This is a genomic window from Xanthomonas axonopodis, assembly GCF_001304695.1.
Taxonomy (GTDB): Bacteria; Pseudomonadota; Gammaproteobacteria; order Xanthomonadales; family Xanthomonadaceae; genus Xanthomonas; species Xanthomonas axonopodis.
The window spans coordinates 1-26,828 of sequence record NZ_JFAQ01000222.1; the positions used below are offsets into that span (position 1 = coordinate 1).

18 protein-coding genes, 1 pseudogene and 1 riboswitch are annotated in these 26,828 nt (G+C 64.4%); of the genes and pseudogenes, 5 read left to right on the forward strand and 14 right to left on the reverse strand.

Going from position 1 to position 26,828, the window contains the following annotated elements; genetic code table 11:
* A pseudogene (locus XAXN_RS22000) lies at nucleotides 1-95 on the reverse strand (IS481 family transposase); the annotation flags it as partial.
* Between the two features lie 163 nt (nucleotides 96-258).
* Here XAXN_RS22000 and moeB point away from each other — a divergent pair.
* Nucleotides 259-1,464 (forward strand): molybdopterin-synthase adenylyltransferase MoeB, encoded by a 1,206-nt coding sequence (gene moeB / locus XAXN_RS17645; RefSeq protein ID WP_174515542.1) that lies wholly within the window; start codon nucleotides 259-261, stop codon nucleotides 1,462-1,464.
* Between the two features lie 363 nt (nucleotides 1,465-1,827).
* On the opposite strand, the gene XAXN_RS17650 is transcribed toward moeB, so the two are convergent.
* From XAXN_RS17650 to ndk, 8 genes are all read right to left on the reverse strand, one after another.
* A complete protein-coding gene (locus tag XAXN_RS17650; protein WP_054320508.1) occupies nucleotides 1,828-3,048 on the reverse strand; it encodes a molybdopterin molybdotransferase MoeA in 1,221 nt (406 codons plus the stop codon).
* Nucleotides 3,049-3,368: 320 nt separating this feature from the next.
* The gene (gene der, locus XAXN_RS17655; protein WP_054320509.1) at nucleotides 3,369-4,766 is read right to left on the reverse strand and encodes a ribosome biogenesis GTPase Der; all 1,398 of its coding nucleotides are present in this window, start codon (nucleotides 4,764-4,766) and stop codon (nucleotides 3,369-3,371) included.
* 10 nt (nucleotides 4,767-4,776) lie between these two features.
* Nucleotides 4,777-5,994 (reverse strand): outer membrane protein assembly factor BamB, encoded by a 1,218-nt coding sequence (gene bamB / locus XAXN_RS17660; RefSeq protein WP_054320510.1) that lies wholly within the window; start codon nucleotides 5,992-5,994, stop codon nucleotides 4,777-4,779.
* Nucleotides 5,991-6,632, reverse strand: coding sequence for a YfgM family protein (locus tag XAXN_RS17665; protein ID WP_054320511.1), 642 nt, complete (start codon nucleotides 6,630-6,632; stop codon nucleotides 5,991-5,993). Before XAXN_RS17665 ends, bamB begins: the two co-directional genes overlap by 4 nt.
* A gap of 70 nt (nucleotides 6,633-6,702) precedes the next feature.
* A complete protein-coding gene (locus XAXN_RS17670; RefSeq protein WP_054320512.1) occupies nucleotides 6,703-7,563 on the reverse strand; it encodes a helix-turn-helix domain-containing protein in 861 nt (286 codons plus the stop codon).
* Nucleotides 7,560-8,348, reverse strand: a complete 789-nt coding sequence (gene pilW / locus XAXN_RS17675) for a type IV pilus biogenesis/stability protein PilW (RefSeq protein WP_054320513.1) — start codon at nucleotides 8,346-8,348, stop codon at nucleotides 7,560-7,562. The genes XAXN_RS17670 and pilW overlap by 4 nt, the downstream gene beginning before the upstream one ends.
* A gap of 10 nt (nucleotides 8,349-8,358) precedes the next feature.
* Entirely contained in the window at nucleotides 8,359-9,564 is a 1,206-nt protein-coding gene (rlmN, locus tag XAXN_RS17680) for a dual-specificity RNA methyltransferase RlmN (protein ID WP_134980441.1), read from the reverse strand.
* A gap of 18 nt (nucleotides 9,565-9,582) precedes the next feature.
* Nucleotides 9,583-10,008: a nucleoside-diphosphate kinase gene (gene ndk / locus XAXN_RS17685; RefSeq protein WP_042822399.1), complete on the reverse strand. Its 426-nt coding sequence runs from the start codon at nucleotides 10,006-10,008 to the stop codon at nucleotides 9,583-9,585.
* Between the two features lie 217 nt (nucleotides 10,009-10,225).
* Here ndk and XAXN_RS17690 point away from each other — a divergent pair, with 217 nt between their 5' ends.
* From XAXN_RS17690 to XAXN_RS17700, 3 genes are all read left to right on the forward strand, one after another.
* On the forward strand, nucleotides 10,226-10,858 hold the full coding sequence (locus tag XAXN_RS17690) for a TetR/AcrR family transcriptional regulator (protein ID WP_054320515.1): 633 nt from the start codon (nucleotides 10,226-10,228) through the stop codon (nucleotides 10,856-10,858).
* Nucleotides 10,859-10,882: 24 nt separating this feature from the next.
* Entirely contained in the window at nucleotides 10,883-13,255 is a 2,373-nt protein-coding gene (locus XAXN_RS17695; protein WP_054320516.1) for a 3-hydroxyacyl-CoA dehydrogenase/enoyl-CoA hydratase family protein, read from the forward strand.
* A gap of 165 nt (nucleotides 13,256-13,420) precedes the next feature.
* Nucleotides 13,421-14,626, forward strand: a complete 1,206-nt coding sequence (locus XAXN_RS17700) for an acetyl-CoA C-acyltransferase (RefSeq protein WP_054320517.1) — start codon at nucleotides 13,421-13,423, stop codon at nucleotides 14,624-14,626.
* Between the two features lie 321 nt (nucleotides 14,627-14,947).
* Here XAXN_RS17700 and crcB read toward each other — a convergent pair whose 3' ends face one another.
* Nucleotides 14,948-15,349, reverse strand: coding sequence for a fluoride efflux transporter CrcB (crcB, locus tag XAXN_RS17705; protein ID WP_054320518.1), 402 nt, complete (start codon nucleotides 15,347-15,349; stop codon nucleotides 14,948-14,950).
* Nucleotides 15,350-15,458: 109 nt separating this feature from the next.
* Nucleotides 15,459-15,527: riboswitch (Fluoride riboswitch) on the reverse strand.
* A 2-nt stretch (nucleotides 15,528-15,529) separates the two neighbouring features.
* The gene (locus tag XAXN_RS17710) at nucleotides 15,530-16,903 is read right to left on the reverse strand and encodes a replication-associated recombination protein A (RefSeq protein WP_054320519.1); all 1,374 of its coding nucleotides are present in this window, start codon (nucleotides 16,901-16,903) and stop codon (nucleotides 15,530-15,532) included.
* A gap of 170 nt (nucleotides 16,904-17,073) precedes the next feature.
* Between XAXN_RS17710 and xopZ the strand changes: the two genes are divergently transcribed.
* On the forward strand, nucleotides 17,074-21,309 hold the full coding sequence (gene xopZ, locus XAXN_RS17715) for a XopZ family type III secretion system effector (protein ID WP_054320524.1): 4,236 nt from the start codon (nucleotides 17,074-17,076) through the stop codon (nucleotides 21,307-21,309).
* Between the two features lie 117 nt (nucleotides 21,310-21,426).
* On the opposite strand, the gene lolA is transcribed toward xopZ, so the two are convergent.
* The 3 genes from lolA to XAXN_RS17730 all read right to left on the reverse strand — a co-directional run bounded on the left by lolA (nucleotide 21,427) and on the right by XAXN_RS17730 (nucleotide 26,599).
* Entirely contained in the window at nucleotides 21,427-22,098 is a 672-nt protein-coding gene (lolA, locus tag XAXN_RS17720; protein ID WP_054320520.1) for an outer membrane lipoprotein periplasmic chaperone LolA, read from the reverse strand.
* A gap of 64 nt (nucleotides 22,099-22,162) precedes the next feature.
* Nucleotides 22,163-24,091, reverse strand: coding sequence for a DUF3857 domain-containing transglutaminase family protein (locus tag XAXN_RS17725; protein WP_054320521.1), 1,929 nt, complete (start codon nucleotides 24,089-24,091; stop codon nucleotides 22,163-22,165).
* Nucleotides 24,092-24,241: 150 nt separating this feature from the next.
* Nucleotides 24,242-26,599: a DNA translocase FtsK gene (locus XAXN_RS17730; RefSeq protein WP_054320522.1), complete on the reverse strand. Its 2,358-nt coding sequence runs from the start codon at nucleotides 26,597-26,599 to the stop codon at nucleotides 24,242-24,244.
* Nucleotides 26,600-26,828 lie beyond the last annotated feature (229 nt).

A 26,828-nucleotide genomic window follows, 5' to 3' on the forward strand; every position in this document is an offset into this window, starting at 1 on the left:
CGCTTGGACAGCGCTCTCAGGCTCTCTTGACTATGTTGTATCGCTCGACGGATCGCCTCTGTCGTAGTGGCGCTCCCGTGTAGAACCTGGCCCATAGTGCTTCCTTCCAATCGAGGGAAAATAGTGCACCATCAAAGCATGGGATCAAACACGTTGAGGTGTTAAACGAGGCCGAATTACAGCGGTGCCGCTCGCAGGGCAGCGTGATCGCGCCCGCCCTGCCGCCGCGATCATGACGCTCCTTTCATCAACAGCGAAGTGCGTGCCTGCCGTGGTCAAGGCTGCACATCACAGCTGCTGCGTTTGCGCGACAATGGCCGCATGAGCAGCCACGACATCTCTCCCGCCGACGCCCGTACCCGCGCCCTGCAAGGCGCCTTGCTGGTCGACATCCGGCAACTGCATGAGCGCTCCAGCGGCCAGGCCGAAGGCGCGTTGGCGATCGCACAGAACTCCCTGGAAACCGAGCCTGCAGTCCACCTGCCAGACCACACCCGCGCAATCGTGTTGATCTGCCAGAGCGGCAAACGCTCGGCGCACACGGCTGCCGTCTTGCGCGCCCAAGGCTATGCGCAAGTGGCGTCGGTGGCTGGAGGCACCAGCGCGTGGACAAGCGCCGGCCTACCGTTGGTACGCCCGACATTGCCGGCGGACGAGCAGGACTTTCTTGAGCGCTATTCACGCCATCTGCGTCTGTCGCAGGTCGGCCTGGAAGGTCAGCGGCGCTTGGCACGCGCACAGGTGTTGCTTGTCGGCGCAGGCGGGCTGGGCTCGCCGGCAGCGTTCTACCTCGCCGCAGCCGGTGTGGGGCATCTGCGCCTTGCCGACGATGACGTGGTGGACCGCAGCAATCTGCAACGCCAGATTCTGCACACCGAAGACAGCGTCGGCACTGCAAAGGTCGACTCCGCCGCACAACGCATTGCCGCGCTCAACCCGCGCGTGGCCATCGAGGCGGTGCAAACGCGCGTGACTGCCGACAATGTCGAAGCGCTGCTGCAGGACGTGGATGTGGTGGTGGATGGTGCAGACAATTTTCCCGCGCGGTATTTGCTCAACGATGCGTGCGTGAGACTCGGCAAGCCACTTGTCTACGGGGCCGTGCAGCAGTTCGAGGGACAGGTCAGCGTGTTCGATGCCGGCCGCCACCGTGGTCATGCGCCCTGCTACCGCTGCCTGTTTCCCGAACCGCCACCGCCGGAATACGCGCCCAGTTGTGCCGAAGCGGGTGTACTCGGCGTACTGCCCGGGGTGATCGGACTCTTGCAGGCCACCGAAGCGATCAAATTGCTGCTCGGCATCGGCGACGGCCTCGCTGGACGCCTGCTGAGTTTCGATGCATTGGCGATGCGCTTCCGCGACATCCGCTTGCCGCCGGACCCGCACTGCCCGGTGTGTGCGCCTGGCGCGGTATTTCGCGGATATGCAGATGATGCGGCGTTCTGCGGTAGTGCAGTGGGTTGAGGGAAGCTCACAGCGGATGGTTGTATCAGTCTTTGGCGGATTGGCTTGCCACCGATGCAATGCAAGAGGTATTGCTGCGTGAGCATTTTGACGACATGAGCATGCATGGCTTTCTTCCGCCGTCCCCTCACCCCAACCCCTCTCTCGCCGGGAGAGGGGCGATCGAACGACTCGCTCTCACTGTTCGAAGCGTCGGCGTTTCAAGGCGTTCGCTTTTACGCCACGCCCAAAATGTTTACGCAGGCCGACGATCATCCTGCAGCTTGAAGCGTCGCGCCCCGCACGGCGCATGCCCTGCGCATTGCATGAACACTCCAACAAAGTGCGCACCATTCTGCCGGGCACTCTCGATCAAGCACACGCTCACAACGCGTACGGAATCACCCGCACGATCTCGCCAGCCTCAAAGCGCCGCGCATGCTCAGGCAGCACGATCAATACATTGCTGTCGGCCGCGCCACGCAGTAGATGCGAAGCGTCGCCGCGATGCGGCAGCGCGGTCAGCCGCCCATCTTCGCCGCATTCCAATCGCCCACGCAGGAATTCCAGCCGTTCGTGGCGCTTGTCCCATGGGCTTGCCAACGCGGCATGCCAGACCGGGCGCGGCTCGCTGCGTCCCTGCAATCCATCCAGCAACGGCACGCCGTAGGCGATCAGCGTTGCCAGCACCGAGACCGGGTTGCCCGGCAGGCCCAGGACCAGGCAGCGCCCAATCTGCCCCAATACCGCCGGCATTCCCGGGCGCATCCGCACGCGCCAGAAATGGATGCGCCCCAACTCGCCGATCAGGCGCGGCAGGTAGTCCTTTTCACCAGCAGACACCCCGCCGCAGGTGATCACCACATCGAACGCCGCGGCCGCATCTTCCAGCATGGTGCGGATACGTTGCGGGTCGTCCGGCAAGGTCGGCCAGGCGGTCGGCGCATAGCCCAGCGCACGCAGTTGCGCCATCAGCATGTCGCGGTTGCTGTTGTAGATCTGACCGGGGCCGAGCGGCATGCCTGGCTCGATCAGCTCATCGCCGGTGGCCAGCACCGCAATGGTCGGGCGCGGCGCGACCGCAAGTCGCAACACCCCCAGCGCCGCAGCCAGACCGATGCGTGCAGGCGTCAGCACCCGCCCGGCCTGGATCACCAGATCGCCGGCACGCACGTCGCTGCCGGCCAGGCGCACGGCAGCGCCTGGTGCAGGCGCGGTCTGAAACCGCACCACGCCGTCGCGTTCGTCGGCCTCTTCCTTGGGAATCACGGTATCGGCGCCATCGGGCAGTGGCGCGCCCGTGGTGATACGCAGGCATTGCCCCGCGCCCAGCGTGCCGGCCCAGCGATCGCCGGCAAACTGTTCGCCAACCAGCTGCAACGACGCATCGCCGCCAGCAACATCGGCGTGCCGCAGCGCAAACCCATCCATCGCACTGTTGGCAAACGGCGGCAGCGCCAGCGGTGCGATCAGGTCGCCCGCGGAGATCCGCCCATCGGCACGCGAGGTGGCGATGTTTTCATCGGGCGAACGGTTGCTGGCCGCGACAGTGCGCAGAACCTGCAGCGCCTGCGCGTAGGGAATGCGGGAAGGATAATCGGTCATGCCGCGCAGGATACCAGCGCATCGCCAACGCGACGGATGGCGGCACCACACGGCCGCCGAAGCAGTAGAAGGGCGTTGAGAACGCGCTGCGCTGGGAGCGAGTTCGATTTCGATTGCGCCTGCACTGCACGCGCCGCCACGTGCCAAAGGACGAACGCGTGGGCGCGGCAGGAACTGCCTTGAGTATCGATCGAACGCTCAGGAGGATGCCCAGAACGTTAAGACCCGGCCCGTAAGCGAGGAACTACGACACGCAGGCCAACTGACCTGCGAATCTTCCACGCCGCCCGAACATCACGCCTCAGGCGGCCTGCGCGCCGTTACTTCCCTTTGACATGCCGCATCAGGCGCCGCTTGCGGGCCATCTGACGATCGGAGAGCGGATTCTTCTTGCCCTCGTACGGGTTGGCGCCCTCGCGGAAGATGAAGCGCACCGGCGTGCCAACCAGCTTGAAACGCTTGCGGAAGAAGTTTTCCAGATAGCGCTTGTAAGACTCCGGCAACACCTTCAGGCGCGTGCCATGCACGATGAAGGTCGGCGGATTCGTGTCGCCCGGGTGCACATACCGCAGCTTGGAGACATGCCCGCGAATGCTCGGCGGCGGGTTGGTCTCATAAGCGATTTCCAGCGCCTGGTTCACTTCGCTGGTGCTGAATTCATGCGTGGCCGATGCATGTGCGCGATGAATCGCCTGGAACAGCTCGCGCATGCCCGAGCCGTGCAAAGCAGAAATCCGCACCGCCTCGGCCCAGTTGACGAAGCCCAGCTTGCGCGACAGCAGATCTTCGGCCTGCGCACGCTGGTAATCGCTTTGCCCGTCCCACTTATTGATCGCCACCACCAGCGCACGGCCGGCATCCAGGATCGCGCCGAGAATCGTCGCATCCTGGTCGGTCACGCCTTCGGTGGCGTCCAGCATCAGCACCGCGACCTGGCATTGCTCGATCGCCTGCAGCGTCTTGAACGCGCTGAACTTCTCGACCGCCTCTTCCACCTTGCCACGCCGGCGCAGGCCGGCAGTATCAATCAGGCGGTACTGACGGCCATCGCGCTCCAGGTCCACCGCGATCGAATCGCGCGTGGTGCCGGGCACTTCCGAGGCGATCATGCGTTCTTCGCCCAGCAGGCGGTTGACCAGGGTCGACTTGCCGACATTCGGGCGGCCCACGAAGGCGATCCGCACGCGTGCCGGGTCGTTGTCCAGCAGCTCGCCGGCACCTTCCTCGGGCAGCCGCGCACCGACTTCTTCGAGCAATTCGTCGATGCCCTGGCGATGTGCGGCAGACAACGCCACCACGTCGGAGAAGCCGTAGCGCGCAAATTCCGAGCGCACGGTCTCTTCGTCGGTGCCGTCGATCTTGTTGATCACCAGCACGGTCGGCCGCGCCAATTTGCGCAACCAGGCCAGAATCTCGTCATCGAGCGAGGACGCGCCTTCGCGGCCATCGACCACGAACAGCACCAGATCGGCTTCGCCGGCAGCGGCCCGTGCCTGGCGGGCCGTGGCCCCGGCAAGACCTTCCTCGTCGCCGGCGATACCGCCGGTATCGACGACGATGAAGGGCTGCTGCTCGTCGAGCCGGCAGACCCCGTAGTGACGGTCGCGTGTGACGCCGGGCTGGTCGTGGACCAGCGCGTCACGGGTGCGCGTCAGCGCATTGAAGATGGTGGACTTGCCGACATTGGGCCGTCCAACAAGGGCGACCAGGGGCAGCATCGCAAGGTCCTTATTGTGCCAACCGGAAGGCGGTGAGATCGCCGTCGGTGTTTTGTACCAGCAAAATGCCGTCGACCACCTGCGGCTGGGCCAGCAGCGTATCGCGTCCAGCACGTGCGCGCGCAGCCAGTGCTCCGTCGCTGAGTTTCAGCCAGTGCAGGTAGCCCTTGTAGTCGCCAACCACGGCGTAATCGCCCTGGATGGCCACACCAGTCAGCGAACGGCGGGCCAAGGCTGCCTGCGACCACATCGCCGCACCGCTGCTCTTGTCCAACCCCCACACCGATCCAGCATTGTCGGACACCACCACGACGGCCGACGACACACCAACGCCGCCGGCGCCACCATGATCGCGCGTCCACAGTGGACGGCCGCTCGGGCCTTCCAGTGCGAGGGTTTCGTTCTTGAAGCTGGTCGCGTACAGCGTGGTGCCATCCAACACCGGGGCGCCATCGACGTCGGACATACGCTCCAGCTCGGTACGACCTTCCGGCACGCCGATGGCCTGCTCCCACAACGGGCGACCGTCCTGCAGCGCCAGCGCACTCAAGGTGCCGCTGTCATTACCGACGAACACCACGCCCGGGCCGGTCACGATCGGCGCATTGCCGCGGACGGACAATGTCGGGCCTTCTTCGGCATGGAACCAGCGACGCTCGCCGGTTGCGGCATCGAACGCGGTCACGCGACCGTCGTTGCTACGCACCAGCACCAGGTTCTGTGCGATGGCCGGCGCAGCGATCACTTCGTTGGGCACCTTGGCCCGCCACTTTTCCGTGCCGTCGGCCTGGTTCAAGGCAATCACATCGCCGGACAGGCTACCGATCACCACCAGGCCCTCGCCCACACCGGGACCACCGGACAGGCGCTGCTTGAACTTGCGGTCGTTACGCTTTTCTTTCTTGGGCTTGTATTCCCAGACGCGCTTGCCGGTCTGCAGGTCAAGTGCCTCCACGCCGCCGGTGATCGCCGCTGCATACACCTTGCCATCGGCCACGGCCGGGCGCTGACGAACGCCAATATGCCCTTCGCCCTTACCGACGCCGGCAGACCAGATCTTCTCGACCTTGACCGAGGGCTCGAATTTCACCAGCTCGGCAGGTTCCTGCGCCTTCTTGGCAGCAGCATCCTTGCCGGCGAACCAGCCCTTGACGGTGCTGCAGCCAGCCAGCGACACACCTATCAGGGCAATCAACGCAACGCGCTTATACATATCAACCTGCTTCATCGAATCTGCTCCGCCGGATCGGGCACCTTGCCGCCCACATCCATCAGCTTGGTTTCCAGCAACCGGCGCTGCGGCGAGGCCACATCCACCGTGGTCAGGGCCTTGGTGTATAGCGCACGCGCTTCATCCGGCTTGCCCTGCGCGACCAATGCGTCGGCGCGGATCTCCAGGCTGGCGTGGTCCTGCGCATCGGCCAGCAGTTTGATCGCTTCGTCATGCTTACCGCTTTCAGTCAGCAAGCGCGCCAGGCGCTGCTGTACGATCTGCTTGAGCTCGCCTTCGGCGGGCACGTCGCGCAAGGTCTTGATCGCTTCGGCGTTCTTGCCGGCATCGACCTGGGCCTTGGCCAGCCGCAGCGCCGCCAGCTCGGCGTAAACGCCGCCCTTGCCGTCGTCCAGCGCCAAGATGTCCTTGGCGGCCTTGTCCAGGTTCTTGGCCTGGATCGACTTCACTACCGCTTCGTAGCGGCCATTGGCCTCGACCAATGCGGTGTTGGTGCGCGTCTGCCACCACTGCCAGCCCAGGATCAGTGCCAGACCAAGCAGGACACCGCCCACCAGACCCGCGCCATTCTTTCTCAACCAGGAACGAACGCGTTCGCCTTGTTCGTGTTCGTCCAGCAGATCGTCGATCGCCATGCGTACTCTCGCTCCGTCATCCCGGAGGCGCGGAACATCAAAAGGGATAAATGAAAAACCGCAGTCCGCTTCACTCGGAAGCAGGTACCACGGAGCCGTCGGAGGATACCGCAAAACGGGCCACGTTAGCGCGTTGGAACGGTTTCACATCGACGATACTGCCGCCTTGCTGAACCTGTACCGCCGAGGCATTGCCGAGCACGATGCGCCCCACCTGACCGGGCGAATACGTGCGTTGTTCACCGGCACGTATCAGGGCTTTTTCGACCGCACTGCCATCCGGTGCCAGGATCTGCACCCAGCTGTCGCCGCTGAAACTCAACGACAAACTGCCGGCCGGAGCAACTGCCTCTGCAGGCGCCTGGGCGTCGGCGGTCGCACGCAGCACCGGGGTCATCGATGCGATATACGGCGCCGGCTGCTCGCGTGGCGCTGCGGCCGGCTGCGCTGCTGAGTTGCCTGGCGCAGCGGACTTGGCAGCCTCCGGCATGCTGTCCAGGGACACCGTGCTTGGTGCCTTGCCATCCAGATGCGAGCGCGTCGCATACCAGACCGGTACCGCAAACACGCCGGTAATGACCACATACATGGCCTTGCGCGCGGTGCTTTCGAGAATGCGCCGCGCACGCGGCGTATGCGTGTGACTGACCAGCTTGACCGGCTCGATCGGCGCAATGGTGGCCTGCTGCAGCAGCGGTTCCAGGTCGACCTGCAGCAAGCGCGCATAGCTGCGCAGCTGCCCGCGTACGAACACCGGCGCGCCCAGCCGCTGCCAGTCCTCCTGCTCCAACGCGCGGACCACGTGTGCCGGCATGCGCAGCTTGCCGGCCACTTCGTCCACACTCAGACCTGCTGCCTCGCGCGCTTCGCGCAAATGCTGTCCGCAGCCCTTTTCCTGCTCGAAAAGGTTCGGATTGGAATCACTGATCACAATGCATTGGCCCCGGGAGTAGCGGTCGCTGCGTCAGGGAATTCCTTGACCAACCGCTGTTGGTAACGGCCGGCAGCTACCTTGTCGCCTAGCCCTTGCTCAATCTGAATGGCGAGTTGTAACACGGAAGCCGTTGCCGGTGCAGCCGCAAGGCGGCGTTCGATAAAAGCGCGGGCCTCGAAATAATTGCGGCGCCCGGCTTCCAGACGTGCCATCGATTCGAGCGCGTACGGATTATTTGGATCTAGATCGAGCGCTTTGCGCAGATCGCCTGCTGCTCGCTCAGGCTGTCCTGCCTTGAGCGCGCAACCGCCGGCATTGCCCAATGCAGACGCAGGCGAGGCATATGTGCGGTCGGCCAGTGCGCGATCGAACCAGGTCAACGCTTCGGCGGGCGAGCCATTCGCGCACAACCAGGCACCGTAGTTATTCAGCACGTCGCCGCGTTGCGGCGCGAGTTCTACGGCACGCCGATACGACGCACCAGCTGCCGTCGCATCGCCCCTGGCGCCCTGAATCAGTGCCAGCAGGCCGATGGCATCCACCGACTGCGCGTCCTTTTTCAAGGCGGCACGCACCTGCTCTTCGGCACTGGCATAATCGCCGGTCTGCAGCCGATTGCGGGCCAGACCCAATTTCTCCTGGACAGCCAGGCGATTCTTGGTGGTCTTGTCGTCGCGGAACGAGTACACCGGCGCGACTTCCTCCACGCTCTTGGCCAAGCCGGCCTTGGCATTGCGACCGCCGCAACCGACCGCGCCAAGCGCGATCGCCACGGCCGCCATTAACGCGAGTTCACGCTGCCGCATCTCGATCGGCCTGCCCTTCAAATGTGCGGCGGAACTCCGCCTGGCGACGGGTACGGTCCATGACCTGCCCCTTGAGCTGCCCGCATGCGGCGTCGATGTCATCGCCACGGGTGCGGCGAACCATCGTCAGCACCTGCGCATCGAGCAGGATCTTCTGGAACGCGCGAATCTCGGTCTCGCCCGAGCGCTCATAGCGCGTTCCAGGAAACGGATTGAACGGAATCAGATTGACCTTGCCGGCGTCCTTGGATTGCACCGCATTGTCGAACTGCCGCATTAACCGGGACAGCTGGCGCGCATGCTCCGGCTGGTCGTTGATGCCCTTCATCAACGTGTATTCGAACGTTACCGAATCGCGTTTCTTGCTGCCGCGCAGATAGCGCGCGCACGACTCCATCAGCTCGGCGATCGGGTACTTCTTGTTCAACGGCACCAGGCTCTCGCGCAGCGCGTCGTTAGCCGCGTGCAGCGAGACCGCGAGCGAGACGTCGCTTTCGGTGGAAAGCCGGTCGATCATCGGCACCAGGCCGGAGGTCGATAGCGTGACCCGCTTGCTGGCCAGACCGTAGCCAAGATCGTCTCGCATCACGCTCATCGCGCGCACGACATTGTCGAAATTCATCAGCGGCTCGCCCATGCCCATCATCACCACATTGGTGAGACGACGCTGCTGGTGCGGCACATTGCCCAGATGGCGCGCCGCCCCCCACACCTGACCGATGATTTCGGCAGTGGTGAGGTTGCGGTTGAAGCCCTGGGTGGCGGTTGAACAAAAGGTGCAGTTCAAGCCGCAGCCGACCTGGGAGGAGACGCACAGCGTGCCGCGACCCTTGTCGGGGATGTACACGGTTTCGATAGCGTTCTTGCCATCGGTACCCATGGCCAGCAGCCATTTGTGGGTGCCGTCGGTAGATGGCTTGTCAAATACGACGTTCGGGACGAGGACCTCGGCATGCTGGTGCAACTTCGTACGCAATGCCTTGCCGAGGTCGGTCATCTGGTCGAAATCGGTGACGTAGCGATGGTGAATCCACTTCATCACCTGATGGGCACGGTAACGCGCCTCGCCGAGCGTGTCGGCGAAGAAGCGCTCAAGACCCTCGCGATCGAGGTCGAGCAGGTTCTGCTTGCGCGGCTCCGCGGTACGGACGGAGCCGTCCTGCAGCACGGAGGGGATCACGACCTCATTCACGATTCGACTCACTCGGCCTCAGCGCGAGACCACTTCGGTGGCGGCAAAGAAATACGCGACTTCGTTGGCAGCGTTCTCGACCGAGTCCGAGCCGTGAGCGGCATTGGCATCGATCGAATCGGCGAAGTCGGCGCGGATGGTGCCCGGCGCAGCGTCCTTGGGATTGGTCGCGCCCAGCAGGTCACGGTGTGCGGCAACGGCGTTCTCGCCTTCCAGCGCCTGGATCATCACCGGGCCGGAGATCATGAATTCGACCAGGGCGTTGAAGAACGGACGCTCGCGGTGCACGGCGTAGAAGCCTTCGGCTTCGCGGCGCGACAGCTGCTTGTACTTGGCGGCCACGACTTTCAGGCCAGCCTTTTCGAAGCGGCTGTAGATTTCGCCGATGGCGTTCTTGGCAACGGCGTCGGGCTTGATGATGGACAGGGTGCGCTCCAGCGCCATGGGAAGTTCTCCGTTGGGCGGGCCACTTAAGGCCCAAGGTTAACATGAAAAAACCCACGACAAAACGCGGGCTTAGGCTTCTTTGCGATGGTCAATTCTATCTCGTCAACGATTTGATTGCACACCGCCCCCTGAATCGTGCTGCGTTGCGACATGACCTACCGGCAAGCGAGCCCGTAGACTCAAACAATCGTTTGATTGAGTTCCACCTTCGCGCATGCCCAAGCCCGCCCACTTCTCCACCAAAGACCGCATTCTCGGTGCGGCCGAGGAGCTGTTCGCCCAGCACGGGTTCGCCGGCACGTCGCTGCGCCAGCTCACCACGCAGGCCGACGTCAATATCGCCGCGGTCAACTATCACTTCGGCTCCAAGGAAAACCTGGTCAACGAGGTGTTCCGCCGGCGCATGGACGAGATGACCGCCGCGCGCTTGCAGCAGTTGGAAACGGCGAAGAAGTGCCAGCCCGGCGAGCTCACGGCCGTGCTCGCTGCCTTCGTCGAGCCGGCGTTGGCCATGGCGCAGGACCGCCAGAACGGCGGCGCGTTCGTGCGCGTGATCGCGCGCGCGTACGCCGAAAAGAACGACAACCTGCGCAAGTTCCTGTCCGACCATTACGGCCATGTGCTGCGCGAATTCGGCAACGCCATTGCCGGCTGCGTGCCGGGCTTGAGCAAGGAAGAGCTGTACTGGCGGCTGGACTTCCTGGCCGGCGCTCTGACCTATGCCATGGCCGATTTCGGCCTCATCAAGCGGCCCGCCGGTGTCAGCGAGGCCGACCACCGTGCGTGCGCGGCGCGCGAACTCATTCGTTTCGCGGAACCCGGGTTCCGCGCTCACTCCACACCGTAAACGTTCCACAAGAGGCCTATCGCTATGTCCAACCCGTTGCTAGTCCGTCGCACCGCCGTGCTCGGTGCCGGCGTCATGGGTGCGCAGATCGCCGCGCACCTCACTAATGCCGGTGTCGACACCGTGTTGTTCGACCTGCCCGCCAAGGAAGGCCCGGCCGACGGCATCGTGCTCAAGGCCATCGCCAACCTGGGCAAGCTCAGACCTGCCCCGCTCGCCAGCAAGGCGCTGGCCGAGGCGATTACGCCGGCCAACTATGAGAGCGGCCTGGAACAGCTGCGCGACTGCGACCTGATCATCGAAGCGATCGCCGAGCGGATGGACTGGAAGCAGGATCTGTACAAGAAGATCGCCCCGTTCGTGGCCGATCATGCCGTGCTGGCGTCCAACACCTCCGGCCTGGGCATCAACAAACTGTCCGACGTACTGCCCGAGCAGCTGCGTCACCGGTTCTGCGGCGTGCACTTCTTCAACCCGCCGCGCTATATGCACCTGGCCGAGCTGATCCCGGCCAAGGGCACCGATAAGGCCGTGCTGGAAGGCCTGGAAGCGTTCCTGGTGACCACGCTCGGCAAGGGTGTGGCGTATGCCAAGGACACGCCGAGCTTCATCGGCAACCGCATCGGCGTGTTCTCGATCCTGTCCATCATCCACCACACGCAGGAATTCGGCCTGGGCTTCGACGAAGTTGATGCGCTGACCGGCCCGCTGGTGGGTCGCCCCAAATCGGCCACCTATCGCACCTCGGACGTGGTGGGCCTGGACACCATCGCGCACGTCATCAAGACCATGGGCGACACCCTGCCGGACGACCCTTGGCACCTGTACTTCGCCTCGCCGAAGTGGCTGGAGGCGCTGATCGCCAAGGGCGCGCTGGGCCAGAAGGTCGGCGCCGGCATCTTCCGCAAGGTCGGCAAGGACATCGTGGTGCTGGACCTGGAAAAACAGGATTACAGGGCTGCTGATCGTAGCGCCGCACCGGAAGTGGTCGAGATCCTCAAGATCAAGAACCCGGCCGAAAAGTTCGCCAAGCTGCGCGAGAGCCAGCACCCGCAGGCGCAGTTTCTGTGGGCTACCTTCCGCGACCTGTTCCACTACAGCGCCTATCACCTGGCCGATATTGCCGAAACCGCGCGCGACGTCGACCTGGCGATCCGCTGGGGCTACGGCTGGTCGCTCGGCCCGTTCGAAACCTGGCAGGCCTCCGGCTGGAAGCAGGTGGCGCAGTGGATTGCCGAAGACATCTCCAGCGGCAAAAGCATGAGCAGCGCGCCATTGCCGAACTGGGTGTTCGACGGCCGCGACGGCGTGCATGGCGCCGAAGGCTCGTACAGCCCGGCACGCGACGCCAAGCTGCCACGCTCCGCGCTGCCGGTGTACAAGCGCCAGCGCTTCCCCGACCCACTGCTGGGCGAGCAGTTCTCGCCGGGCGAGACCGTGTTCGAGAACGACGGCGTGCGCATGTGGCACGACGGCGACAATATCGCCGTGGTCAGCTTCAAGACCAAGATGAACACCGTGTCCGACCACGTGCTCAACGGCTTGCAGGAAGTCGTCGGCCGCGCCGAGAAGGACTTCGCCGGCCTGGTGATCTGGCAACAGAAGGAGCCCTTCTCCGCTGGTGCCGATCTGGCCGGCGCGCTCGGCCTGCTGCAGGCCGGCAAGGTCGATGCGTTCGAGGCGCTGGTCGCCAATTTCCAGGCCACCAGCCAGCGCATCAAATATGCGCAGGTGCCGGTGATTTCGGCCGTGCGCGGCCTGGCGCTGGGCGGCGGTTGCGAGTTCCAGATGCACAGCGCCAAGACCGTGGCCTCGCTGGAGAGCTATATCGGCCTGGTCGAAGCCGGCGTCGGCCTGCTGCCGGCCGGTGGCGGCCTGAAGGAAATCGCGGTACGTGCCTCGATCGCCGCAGGTCCGGGCGGCGACGTGTTTGCGGAGCTGAAGAAGACCTTCGAAACCGTCGCGATGGCCAAGGTCTCCAACTCGGCGGTCAACGCGCAGGAACTTGGCCTGCTGCGCGCCACCGACAAGGTGGTGTTCAACAGCTACGAGAGCCTGCACATCGCCAAGGCCGAAGCGCGCGCACTGGCCGAGGGCGGCTACCGCGCCCCGCTGCCGGCACGCCGCATCCAGATCGCCGGCGACGTCGGTATCGCCACCTTCAAGATGCTGCTGGTCAACATGCTGGAAGGCCGCTTCATCAGCGAATACGACTATGAAATCGCCACCCGCATCGCCACGGTGATGTGCGGCGGCGAAGTCGATCGCGGCGCACTTGTGGACGAGGAATGGCTGCTGAAGCTGGAGCGCAAGCACTTCGTCGAACTGGCCCAGCAGGAAAAGACCCAGGCACGGATTGGGCACATGCTCAAGACGGGCAAGCCGTTGAGGAACTGAGATTGGGGAATCGGGATAGGGGATTCGTAATAGCGACTCCCCTGCCCTCCAACATTCTCGCTTCCACCAAATTCAACCGCCGGGCAGGAAACATTCGGGCGCGAGGATTCGCTTTGGCGAATCCCAAATCCCGAATCCCCAATCCCGGCTATCGGAGATAGCAAAATGAGCAAGCAGATCCAAGAAGCCTACATCGTTGCCGCCACGCGTACGCCGGTGGGTAAGGCGCCCAAAGGCGTGTTCCGCAACACCCGTCCGGACGACATGCTGGCGCACGTGCTGCGCGCAGTGGTCGCGCAGGCGCCGGGTATCGATACCTCGCGTATCGACGATGCCATCATCGGCTGCGCCATGCCCGAAGGCGAGCAAGGCATGAACGTGGCACGCATCGGCGTGTTGCTGGCGGGCCTGCCCCATTCGGTGGCAGGTCAGACCATCAACCGCTTCTGTTCGTCCGGCATCCAGGCCATCGCCATGGCAGCCGACCAGATCCGTCTGGGCAATGCTGACCTGATGCTGGCCGGCGGAACTGAGTCGATGTCGATGGTGCCGATGATGGGCAACAAGGTGGCGATGTCGCCAAGCGTGTTCGCCGACGACCATGTGGCCATTGCCTACGGCATGGGCATCACTGCCGAGAAGGTGGCAGAAGAGTGGAAGGTGTCGCGCGAAGACCAGGATGCATTCGCGCTGGCGTCGCATCAAAAGGCCATCGCCGCGATCGCCGCTGGCGAGTTCCGCGACGAAATCAGCCCGTACGAAATCCACTCGCGTCAGCCCGACCTAGCCGGCAACGTGATCGCCCTGCGCAAGCGCCTGGTCGATATCGACGAAGGCCCGCGCCCGGACAGCTCGCTCGAAGGCCTGGCCAAGCTGCGCCCGGTGTTCCGCAACGGCCAGTTCGGCGGCAGTGTGACTGCCGGCAATTCTTCGCAGATGAGCGACGGCGCTGGTGCGGTGCTGCTGGCCTCCGAACAGGCGATCAAGGATTACGGTCTGACCCCGCTTGCGCGCTTCGTCAGCTTCTCGGTCGCCGGTGTGCGTCCGGAAGTGATGGGCATCGGCCCGATCGCTGCCATTCCCAAGGCGCTCAAGCAGGCCGGGCTGACCAAGGACCAGCTGGACTGGATCGAGCTCAACGAAGCCTTCGCCGCACAGGCGTTGGCCGTGATCCGTGATAGCGAGCTGGATCCGTCCAAGGTCAATCCGCTGGGCGGCGCAATTGCCCTTGGCCACCCGCTGGGCGCCACCGGCGCGATTCGTGCCGCCACGCTGGTGCATGGCCTGCGCCGTCGTCAGCAGAAGTACGGCATGGTCACCATGTGCATCGGCACCGGCATGGGCGCTGCGGGCATCATCGAAGCGCTGTAAGGCGCGTTGGAGCGCCGGGTCGGCCTTCCGGGTCGATCTGGCGTTTCCACCTGTGTGATCGACCTACGGAAGACCTGCGGATAACAGGTCCTGGCGATCGAATCGCCATGCAATCAGAAGGGCGTGCGCAAGCGCGCCCTTTCCTTTACCAGTCAACGCGGTCTCGCCGAAATCGCGGCGATCCAGGCCATATTTCCCGCGTGCCATTGAAAGGCAACGCCTTGCATTCCGGTGCGTCGGTCATATCGCTCAGGCGACTGATGCTGTCAATCTAGCTGTCGCAATAGGGGCGCCGCAGACACCGCGATCAAGCAGCGGCGCTCAGCGCGTCACCAGCCATTGACCGGTCCGCGCCCCCGCAAAGACCAGCGCCAGTCCGGCCAGCAAGGTCACGGCCAGATAGATACCGATCATCGTCGAGCGGTCGGTGCGCGCGAACACCAGGCACTCCATCATCAGCGACGAAAACGTGGTCAACCCACCGATCACGCCGACGATCAACAAGGCCCGCAGCGGCCAGCTCGATGGTCCGCGTGCATCCAGCCAGACCAGCAACACGCCGGCAACGAACGAACCGAGCAGGTTCACCGTCAGCGTTCCCCACGGGAAGCCGGTACCGAAGCGCTGGATCAACGAGGCCCCGATCGCGAAACGCAAGCCCGATCCCAGTGCACCACCGGTCATCGCCAGCAACAGCTGTTGCCACCACACCGGTGCGTTCATGCGCGTGCCCCGCGACCAGCGCGTGTCTTCGAAAAATTTGTGTGCGGCATCGGCGTCATCCTTCCTGAGTCAAGAGCGATACCGGGGCACAGACCTGCCGCCCCGGCGGGGGTGGGCAGGCATCATCAGCGCGCAGGGTGCGTGCGGTTCAAGGAGGAATGCCATCTCCTGTGCCAACAATTATGCCGCGGGCTTGCCGGCTTTGTCAGCCCGGGCCTGCGCGCGCGCCTCGCGCAGCCGATCGAGCTTTTCCTTCAGCTTGATCTCCATCCCGCGCGGCACCGGGTTGTAGTACACGCGCTCGCCCATCGCATCCGGGAAGCCGGTCTGATCCAACGCGATACCGCCCTCGGCATTATGGTCGTATTGGTAATCGTGGCCGTAGCCCAGCGTCTTCATCAGCTTGGTCGGTGCGTTGCGCAGATGCAGCGGCACCTCTTGCGTGCCAGAGGCGCGCACGTCGGCCTTGGCCTGATTGAAGGCTGCGTAGCCGGCGTTGGATTTGGCAGTGCTGGCCAGATACAGCACCAACTGTGCGAATGCCAACTCGCCTTCCGGGCTGCCGAGACGCTCGTAGATGTCCCAGGCCTCCAGCGCCATGCTCTGCGCACGCGGATCGGCCAGGCCGATGTCCTCGATCGCCATGCGGGTCAACCGACGCGCCAGATACGCCGGGTCGCACCCGCCATCGAGCATCCGCGTCAGCCAGTACAGCGCTGCATCCGGGTTGGAGTTGCGTACGGACTTGTGCAACGCCGAAATCTGGTCGTAGAACTGCTCGCCGTTCTTGTCGAAGCGCCGCATGCGGTCGGCCAGCACCTGCAGCAGCGTCTGTGGCGTAATCTCGCCACCCTCGCCTGCCGCCAGTTCCGCAGCGATTTCCAACAGCGTCAGGGCGCGACGCACGTCGCCGTCGGCGGCGCTGGCGATTTCCAGCAGCGACGCTTCGCTGACCTGGATCGTCTCCGTCCCCAAGCCGCGCTCGGCATCGCGCAAGGCACGATGCAAGGCTTCGACGATATCCTGCGGCGACACGCCTTCCAGCACATGCACGCGGCAGCGCGACAACAACGCCGAGTTCAACTCGAAGGACGGGTTTTCCGTGGTTGCACCGACGAACAGAATCGTGCCGCGTTCGATATGTGGCAAGAATGCGTCCTGCTGCGCCTTGTTGAAGCGATGCACCTCATCGACGAACAACACGGTGCGGCGGCCACCGGCAAAACGCTGCGCCGCCTCTGCCAGCACCTGCCGCACGTCCGGCAAGCCGGACAGCACGGCCGAGATCGCCGTGAATTCGGCGTCTGCGTAGTGCGCCAGCAACAAGGCCAATGTGGTCTTGCCGCATCCCGGCGGGCCCCACAGGATCATCGAATGCACGCGCCCGGATTCGACCGCGCGCCGCAAGGCGCTGTCGGGAGCCAGCAAGCGCTTCTGGCCCACCATCTCGTCGAGCGTGCGCGGCCGCATCCGCTCTGCCAAGGGTCCCATGGCGCTGCGATCGACATGCAGCAGATCGGGCGTGATCGAGTCGGGACGTTTGGCTTTGCTCACCCCCCTCATTCTACCGCCTGCGCCTGATGGACGTCCCACAACGCAGTGTTCGGCCAGCACGCGCAGCAATGCTGGCGTTCTCTTTCCAAGCGACCACTTCGCGCAGGTGCAATGCCTCGAACGCGCAGCGCAATACTGTTACTAAGTAACGAGTGACCGCATGCAATCGCTTGCCGGCATCCCGCATCGGCCGCGAGCTGCGCCAGCGCAGGCGGCACGTTCAGCGTACGGATTCCACCATGCCCCGCATTCCGCTTCGCCCCTCTGTCATTACCGCCTGCCTTCCAGGGATGGCCGAGACCATCTCGCATCCCTCCAAACCTTCAGCGCGGCGGCAGACACACAACAAATTGGCGACTCCGGACCCATGCGCGTTCGAGGCGGAACTGATCCAGGCCCAGGAAGACCCGCTGGGTTGGTCTGCAACGCTGCTTGAGCAAGCACGACAGCCAAGCGTCGTCGAGCCCGGATTGAAAGCCGCTCCCAAACGCAAACACACGCTCCCGCAGCCCTGCAGGAAGGTCGCAGAGCGATTGGGCCTCAGTAGTGGTTCGCCAGAACCACATACGGCCCTGCTGAGCTATTCCTCTGTGCAGTGCGAGCGGGACAGACCAGCCGGTCCACCGGATCGCAACACCGATGCCACCCATGATCTGAGAGCAGCCCCGCCACTGTCGAATGCCACCCGGCATCTCAATGAAGCGCTGATCGCCCGCCTGGAGCAATCCAACAACGACTTGGCCGCACGCATCTCCCGGCTTCGCCATGACGAATTGAGCTACGCGCATGCACAGACGCTAGAGGCTGCACGCGAGCAGTTGGCCCTGAGAGCGCGGCGCGCCGCCAACCTCAGCGACAGCATCAACGTGCTCACGCGCGAACGCGCCGAACTGCTGCAACAGCTGCATGGATGCCATGCGCGAACTGATGCGGTGACGGCCGCGATCCACGATCTTGAGTCGGACATTCTCTCCGCGCGCGCCGCATTGAACGCGCTACCGGGCGATCAGCCGTCGCGCGCCGTCGCCGCGCACGCGGGCCCATCCTCGGCCAACGCGCAGCAGAGCGTCGATCGCGCGCAGCGGCAGCGTGCCTGCACTCGGCTCGAACAAGCACTGCGGCAGGCGCGTGCGCGCGGCGATGCGCTGGCCAAAGCGGTCTTTTTCGGCCGCGGTTCGGCACAGGAAGCACAAGCAGAGCAAGCACTTGCGGAGGCCAATGCGGAGATCGATCAACTGCAGAGCGCGTATGCGCAAGCGCGCGATGCGTTGCAGTCAGATCAAGCAAGCAGCGTCAGCAACATGCCCGCGTCTCGCACGCTCGCCTCGCACCTTGCTGCAGAGCGAGACCGGGAAATCAAGACATTGCGCACACGGCTGGGGCGCGACGAGAACATGCTGGCCCTGCAACGCACGCATGCCGAGCGCTGCCGGCGGAATGCGCGGCGCCTACAGGAGCGCCTGACCCAGGTGGACGCGAAACTGAAGCAGGCGCAGCATTCGTCGCGGATCAACACCGAGGAGTTGTGGCATCAGGAACAGACGATCAGCGCGCTGGAAGCAGCCAACGCCGACATGCAACGCGTGGTGCAACATGCAGCCGCACAGCCGCCGGCCGATGAGGCCCGGCCGGTCGCTGCCGATATCGTCGCCGACACCATGGAGGCACTGCTCGACGCCCTACCCGGCTTTCGCGAGGAAACCATCACCCCCGTGAGCCGACAGGCTCTGCGTGCCTGGGCTGACGGCCTGCATGGCCGCAGCGCTGCGTTCGGGACCGACGCCCTGCAGCCGGTCGACGCGTTGCGCATCGCCCTGCAGGCCTTAGCGATCGCCAGCGAGGGCGATGCCACGGCAGCGGCCAACGTGCTGCGACGTCTGGGCATGGTGCACTTGCGTGAGCTGATTCCGCCGCCGCAGGTCTCCATCGCTGCCGAGGCGGTTCCGCCAATGGATGCCATCGCCGCCTGCGTCGGCCTGTTGGCGAGCGTGCCGCGCGGTATGCAGGTTCTTTCGCACATGCTGCACGAAGAACCCACGCCCCTCTCCAGGGAATGGTTGGAGGCGGCGCAGGTCCATCTGCGTGCCAGCTACCGGCTTGCACTGACGCCAGACGCGGAACAGGCGCAACGCGCCTGGCTGGGCGATGCGCAAATGGGAGCCCGCCATGCCGTGCATGGAGACTCGCCGCTGCAGGGCCTGCAGTCTGCAACCGATGCCCAGCGCAGCGCATTCCACGCATTCCGCAATGGCTACGAAACCACCGCGGCAGGTTCCCCCTATGCGCGCGTCAACGCATGCCTGCAGATGTTTGCGCAATGGGCGGTAGCAGACAGCGGACGGCGCGGCAATCGCGCCCTCAATCCCTTCAACGCACTTGAGCTGGGAATGAAGGTCGGCGCCTCCGAGGCGCTTCCCACCGGTATGCGGCGTGCCAACGATGTTTTCCGCGAGGCGGCCGGCCACTTGACCAGTTGGCTCGTCGCGCGCCGCCAGATCCTGCTGGCATGCGGGCGAATGCCGTCGCAGGACGAGCTGGCGATGCAGGCGCTGTCGGAATACGCGCACTGGCTCCCACACGAGCAGAATGCGGCCGACCTGACATTCACTGCCAAGGTGCTGGGCACGATCGAAACGCGCGCCCAGGAACTTCAGCGCTCGGTGGCGGCCTCCGTGAGCGCGACCGATGATCTGCAGCCGGCCGCGTGCCATCCGGCGATTGCTTCCGCCTGGGTTGCATTACGCGCGGCCCGCATGCGTCTGCCGGAAACGCTGCGTCTGATCCAACGTGGCCTGCTCGACCATGCCGGACAACCGAGCGACCTGCCGATCGGTGCAGCGCCCTTGGATGAAGAAATGGCGTCGGTCGCGCGCAAGCACTTTCATCAGTCCGTTGGTCATGCCAGTCGCTTTCTGCATGAGGGCGACACGTCGCGCGTCAGATCGCCACGCGCGCTATTCGAATGCCTGCGCAACCTGATGGAACGGCTGGAATGGCGCGACAAGCTGCGTCTCACCGAGCAACGTGTGATCGGACTCAATACGACGCCGCTGTCGGCCGCGCTTGCGATCATCCCCAGCGGCCTGGGACTAAAACTCTCCGCGGGCGGTCAGACCAGTTCCGATCATTCGATGGAGATTTACATGGGGCGGACCGGGCTGTCGCTGCAGATCGGTCGGCAGAAGGCGCGGCAGTTCAACGCCAGTACCGGCATCAGTGCGGGTGTGCTGCTGCCGGGCACCGAACGCGCACCGGTGGGCATCACGGGCGCAGCCGAGTGGCGCATGAAAAAGGAATCGGGTATCGAGCATGGCATGCAAATCCGCGTACCACGGCGGGGCAAAGGCCAGGAACTGGAGCAGCGCGCGCAGTTCCTGGCCATGTTTGAACACTTGCTGCAGCTGGCCGAGCAATCCGGCGGCGTTGCAGGCCAGTTGAGCGAGCGCGACTTTCTGGGGGAGCTCCTGGCGCACCACCCCAGCATCACCGTTGGGTTGATCGGCCATGCCGAGCGCGAGGCTTCGGCCACCGAATCCAGCCTCAGCGTCGCTGCGGGCGTGCGCGTGGGAAACATGGACGGCCGACCGCGTCGCGCCACCCTGGGGGCGTCGCTCGGCCTGAAAGCGCGGCGGGAAACCTCCCGTTCGCAGACGCCGATCGAAGGCTACATGACGATGGTGCTGAAGGATTCGAGCGCGCAATCCAGGGTGGAGATCGCCGGGCGCGCGTCGGCCAGCCTCGTCGCCCAGCAGTGGACGCACCCAAGCGCCGGCAATGTGCCGCCCACACCAGTGGCGCGGCTGTCCCTGGCCACCCTGGATCTCGGCTACAGCAGGGAACTGCGCTCGGCTGGCAGCAATACGTTCTCCACCTTGTGGATGTTCAACAACGAAATCGATCCTGTGCGCACGGATCGCGGCTTCGAATTCTTCAACTTCGCGTCATTCGAACGCGAAGTGAAACGCAACTGGCAGTTATGGACGCACTACGGAATCTCCAAACTGCAGGGCAAGGTCGACGACCAGCGGCTCTACATGGTGGCCGAGCGCCAGTTGCAGGACTTCGTCGACCGGGTCCGCCTTCACATGCAAGACAACAAGTTCGCCTCGCTGATCGTGGACTGGGTGTTGCAGGCGGAGGCTGCACCGCGCCTGGACGCATTGCGCGCGCAGGCCCAGCTATTGCGGGTTGCCGGATGCGAAACGCAAGCGGAGGAAGCCGATCGCGCCTTCGATGAGCTGATCAGCCACCCAAGCATCTGGGAACCGACCATCCTGATCCTGCGCGAAAAGGGCAAACGCCAGCGCGAGCGTGGCATCGATTTCTTCATCAAACGCCAGACCAACCAGGCGGCGGAGGCGAGCCGGACGGTCGGCCAGTGGATCCCCTACGAGCCAGTCCCGTAGTGCTGCCGGCATCGTCCCGTGTAAGCGCCTGCGTCAGGTCACGACGCCTGCGGCGCCCCCGCAGGCGCGGCCGATCGCCTGCACCATGCCTTCAATGGGTGCGCCCCGCGGATGCGTCTACTGCGCGTCTCCCACCACGTCCACGCCCTTGGACGGCGTATAGCGGAAAGTGTCTGCAGCAAACGCCGGGTTGCGCTTCCAGCCGCTAAAGCTGATCGCCGTGCGTTGGCCGACCGCGTCCACCACTTCCATTCTGGTCAGGCCATCCTTGCCGAACCCCAGCGAGGCGATCTGGAAACTGGCGTCGGTATCCACCTTTGGCGTCAGCGACAACCACTGCAGGCCGTCGCGTGGCGCGGCTTCTTCGCTGACGTCGTACTTCTTGTCCAGAAGCGCCGGGTCGATCAATGCGACCAGCGGGCTGTTCTGTTCTTCGCTGCCCTGTGCGCGCACGGTGACCTGCTCCAGATCCGGGTCAAACACCCAGACCTTCTTGCCATCGGCCACGATCAGCTGCTTGTAGGGCTTGGCATATTCCCAACGGAACTGGCGCGGCGTTGCCAGCGCGACCCGCCCGCTCGAGGTTTCCTTGACCTTGCCAGTCGCGTCGGTCACCCGCTGGTTGAACTGCCCATCCAGACCCTTCAAACCTCGCGTGAAGGTATCCAACTCCTGGCGCGCACCGGCAAACGCGGTGCTGGCGAACAGAGCAGTGGCAAGGACGGCATAACGGAGCTGGCGATGCATCGCGGTCTTCCAGAAAGGCATGCGTGGATTCTGATACTTCATAGATGAATGGGCGAGCGCTATCTCGCGACGTGTTCAGATGGCGGCGTGTGCACGGCAATCCGCTTCATTGTGCAGTCTGCACTCTGGACAGATCGCCATAGACGATCTGCCCACGAAACCCGCGCCGCACCTGTTGATAGAGCTCGCGAAACGCACGGTAATCCTGCGGCTGGCACAACGCCTGCGGGCCGCGCACGGCGGCACGCTGCAGGCGATGCACGGCGGTAACCGTCTGCCCCTGCCGTGTCCACTCAACCTCGTATTGGCCGGCGGCATTGCGAAAGGTGCTGCTGCGCGGAATGGCGATGATCGGCACCGTCTCGGGAAAGCTCACCACGTAGGTTTCCTCGCGCACGCTGTCATTGCAGTAGAACGGGGTCAGATTGTTTTCGGCCGAGGTGGTGGTGTAGATGGCGCGCGTCGATTCGGCACCGGGCATGTCCGGCAAGGTCATGCCGCCGACCACCGAGAAATCCACCGCGTCCTTGGCCTGGAAGGTGTAGCGGTAGTTGAACGGTGCATCCAGATCCAGCGGGTCGCCCTGGATCAGCAGATCGCCGGTGCCGTCGAAACCGGACTGGGCAAGGATCGACTCTTCGATCCGGTTGCGATTTTGCGCGTTGAGCTGCACGAACATCGCGCGCAAGCCCACTTCGCCGGTCTGCCCGCTGTCGAGCGTGGTGGTGCCGTGCAGGTCGCCCTGCGCCGTGAAGCGGTATTCGGTGCGGGCGACATAGCGATTGACCTTGCGGTCGTTCGGCGGCGTCTGCGTGACCTTGCCATCGCGCGTATGCACCACCGGCGCGCCGAGATCGCCGGCCGGCAGCTGGCCAAAGCGCGCGAAGGGGTTGGTCGAGTCCACGTACAGATCGAATGCGGGAATGTAGGTGATGGCGTGATTGAAGCGGCCCAGCACCGGGATCTCCGGCAGGGTCGGTCCGCCCTCCGCCCCGATCAGCACCGGGGTGCTGGCAATCCCCTTGGCCGCAAGCAGGGCCTCTAGAATCACGGTGTGGTCTTTGCAATCGCCGTAATGGTTGGCCAGGATGCTCTCGGCGCTGTTGGGTTCCAGCCCGCCATTGCCCAGATACACCGCCACATAGCGGATATTGCGCGCCACCCATGCATACAGCGCCGCAGCCTGTGCGCGCGGCGCATCGATACCGCGCGTGACCTCATCGGCCAGCGCCTGGATCGCCGGCGTGACCGCCGCGGCGCGCCCGCCTTTGACGTGATACGCCAGGCCCATCTGCGACCAGCTATCGAAGGTGCCGGCCATCAAGGTGGGACTGAACTCCCAGGTCGCCGCGCTCCAGTTCTGGTTCTTCATCGGCGCAGTGCGCTGGTAGCGCCACTCCCAGCGTGCCTGGTCGCCGCGCACCACCGGCTTGGTGCTGCCCTGCAGCCCGCGTGCGGAAAGATGCATCGGCAACCCCTTCGGCGCTACCAACGTGATCATGGCATCGTCGTACTGCGCGAAGACGCTGAAGGTCTCCCACAGGCTGAAGTAACCGGGGAAATACGGCGTGTTCTGTGCCCGCCGCACGCGGTACACGATGCGGGCGCCGGGCGCCAGATTCGGGAACACCACCACTTTCACCTTGCGGTCGGCATACATCGCTGCCGAGGCGCTGGAATAGCTTTCCTGGGTATAGATCTTGTCGGCGGCCACGTCCTGGCGCAGCCCTTCGGCGGTGACGGTATACGCCTGCAGCACATCGAGCGTTTCCATTTTCTCGCTATAGCTCAGTCGGACCTGGCTGAACTGCTCCACGGCCGACTTGGTCTTGAGCAGGACCTCGTACTCGTCGGTTTCCACGCTGCTGGCGTCGGCGCGCACCTCGTAGTCGGCGCGGTAGCGCACGAAGCTGTAATTGGTGTCGGCCTGCGTGCGTGTTGCAGCAGTAGCAGCGGGTGCCGGTCGCTGCTGTGCCTGGACAAGCAGCGGAATACAGAGGAGCGGCACGAGCAATAACGAGGGACGATGCAACATGGGTCTCGATCACGGCGGGCCGGAGCGGCCCTCGCGCACAGGGTAGCCGTTGTGCCAGGCAATGACAGGCACGGACTTCCAACAATGCAGCATTGCTGCAGGCGCCCATGCCGGAGCTGCACCTAAACCGCGTTACGCCATCGCCGGCGCTTACTTGGGCGGCGGCGGTGCCAGCACGGTACGGTCGCCGTTGTGCTCGGGCGGGCTGACGACGCCGGCCGCTTCCATCGCTTCGATCAGACGCGCGGCGCGGTTGTAGCCGATCTTCAAACGCCGCTGTACGCCGGAAATCGACGCACGCCGGGTTTCGGTGACGATGCGCAAGGCTTCGTCGTACAAGGGGTCCGATTCGTCGCCACCGCCGCCGCTGCTCTCCGGCAAGCCGGTGGCACCGACCACGGTGCCATCGCCCATGGTCTGCACTTCGTCCAGCACGCCTTCGACGTAGGACACCGGCCCGCTGGCCTTGAGATGCTCGACCACGCGATGCACTTCCTCGTCGCTGACGAAAGCCCCGTGTACGCGGTCCGGCAATGCGGTACCCGGCGGCAAGTACAGCATGTCGCCATTGCCCAACAACGCTTCGGCACCGGACTGGTCCAGGATGGTGCGCGAGTCGATCTTGGAGCTGACCTGGAACGCCACGCGGGTCGGGATATTGGCCTTGATCAGGCCGGTGATCACGTCCACCGAGGGACGCTGCGTGGCCAGGATCAGATGGATGCCGGCCGCACGCGCCTTCTGCGCCAGGCGCGCGATGAGCTCTTCCACCTTCTTGCCGACGATCATCATCATGTCGGCGAATTCGTCGATGAAGATGACGATGAACGGCAGCGTCTCCAACGGCCGCGGTGCTTCGCCCAGTTCCGGGTTCGGCTTGAACAGCGGGTCCATCATCGGCTGACCGGCGTCGATGGCGTCCTTGACCTTCTTGTTGAAGCCGGCCAGGTTGCGCACGCCCACCGCGCTCATCAGCTTGTAGCGGCGCTCCATCTCGGCCACGCACCAGCGCAAGCCGTTGGCGGCCTCCTTCATGTCGGTGACCACCGGCGCCAGCAGGTGCGGGATGCCCTGATAGACGCTCAATTCGAGCATCTTCGGGTCGATCATCAGCATCCGCAGCTCCTTGTGCGAGGCCTTGAACAGCAGGCTGAGCACCATCGCGTTGACCGCCACCGACTTGCCCGAGCCGGTGGTACCGGCGACCAGCAAGTGCGGCATGCGCGCCAGGTCGGCCACCGTCGGCCGGCCGGCAATGTCCTTGCCCAGGGCCAGCGTCAGCGGACTGGCCGACTTATCGTATTCCTTGGAGCGCAGCAATTCGGAGAGGAAGATCATCTCCCGGCTGACGTTGGGAATTTCCAGGCCGATCACCGACTTGCCCGGAATCACGTCCACCACACGCACCGATTTCACCGACAACCCGCGCGCGATGTCCTTGTCCAGCGAGCTGATCTGGCTGACCTTGATGCCCGGCGCCGGCTCGATCTCGAAGCGGGTGATCACCGGGCCCGGATAAGCCCCGACCACCTGCGCCTCGATGCGGAAATCCTTGAGCTTGAACTCGATCTGCCGCGACAGCGTTTCCAGCGTTTCTTCCGAATAGCCCTTGGTCTGCGGCTTGGGGTCGTCCAGCAGCGCCAGCGGCGGCAGGTCCGAGCCGTCGGTGCTGACGCCCTGGAACATCGGAATCTGGGTGTCGCGTTTGGCGCGCTCGCTTTTTTCCACCACCGGCGCCGACGGCGGCTCGATCTTCACCGGCTCGCGCTTGGCCTGCTTGACCGCATCGACCTTGCGCACTTCCTCGCGTTCTTCGCGCATCACCCGGGTCTGCTGCCACTCGGTGGCCTGATGGGTCTTGCGCTGCATCAGCGGCCCCAGCGCCAGCACCCACTTGCCGATGCGCTCCATCACCGCAAACCACGACAAACCGGTCGCCAGGGTGATCGACACCAGCAGCAGCACCAACACGAACAGGTTCGCGCCCAGGGCGCCGAAGCCGGAGCTGAGCGAGCCACTCACTAGCTCCCCAAGAATGCCACCAGCCTCAGCGACTTCTCCACGATACAAGCATAGGTGCATAAAGCCAGTCGAAGAAATCAGGAAGCCGACCATGCCCACCAATCGCAACGCGGGTCCAAGGTCACTCTGGCTCTGCTCCTCGCGCTCGCCTATCAAAGCGATCCAGGCCACCGCACCCAGGATCAATGGCAGCAGGAAGGCCACGTAACCGAGCCAATACAGCAGCACATCCGCCGTCATGGCGCCAAATCTGCCGCCCATGTTATGGATCGGCGCAACCAGATTGCCGGTGCGCGACCAACCCGGATCGGTCGCCGAGTAAGTGAACAGGCTGGCCAGCAGATACAGCAGCAACGGCGCCACCGCGATCAAGGCCAGATCACGCCAGATCTTCTGCCGCCGCGGATTGTCCGCCACCGCCGTCTTGCGCGACGACGATTTGCCCTCTGCGGGCTTGCTGCTGCGTTCGGGAACCTGCTTTGCCACCTGTAGCCAGACCTTAGAAAAATGCTGTTAGTGTTTGATAATAAACGACTGAAGCCACGGTTTCAGCAGGTGCATGCGCCCTGCGCCGCGCAACGAAAAACGCCGCACAAGGCGGCGTCGAGCACGTGGTTTGAGTGGAGCATGCCATCTGCGGTTCAAGCAGTTCCATCGCGCCGCCTTGATTCACCGGGTGGGGACCGCCACTCTATGGCGCCACGGGGGGGGGGGG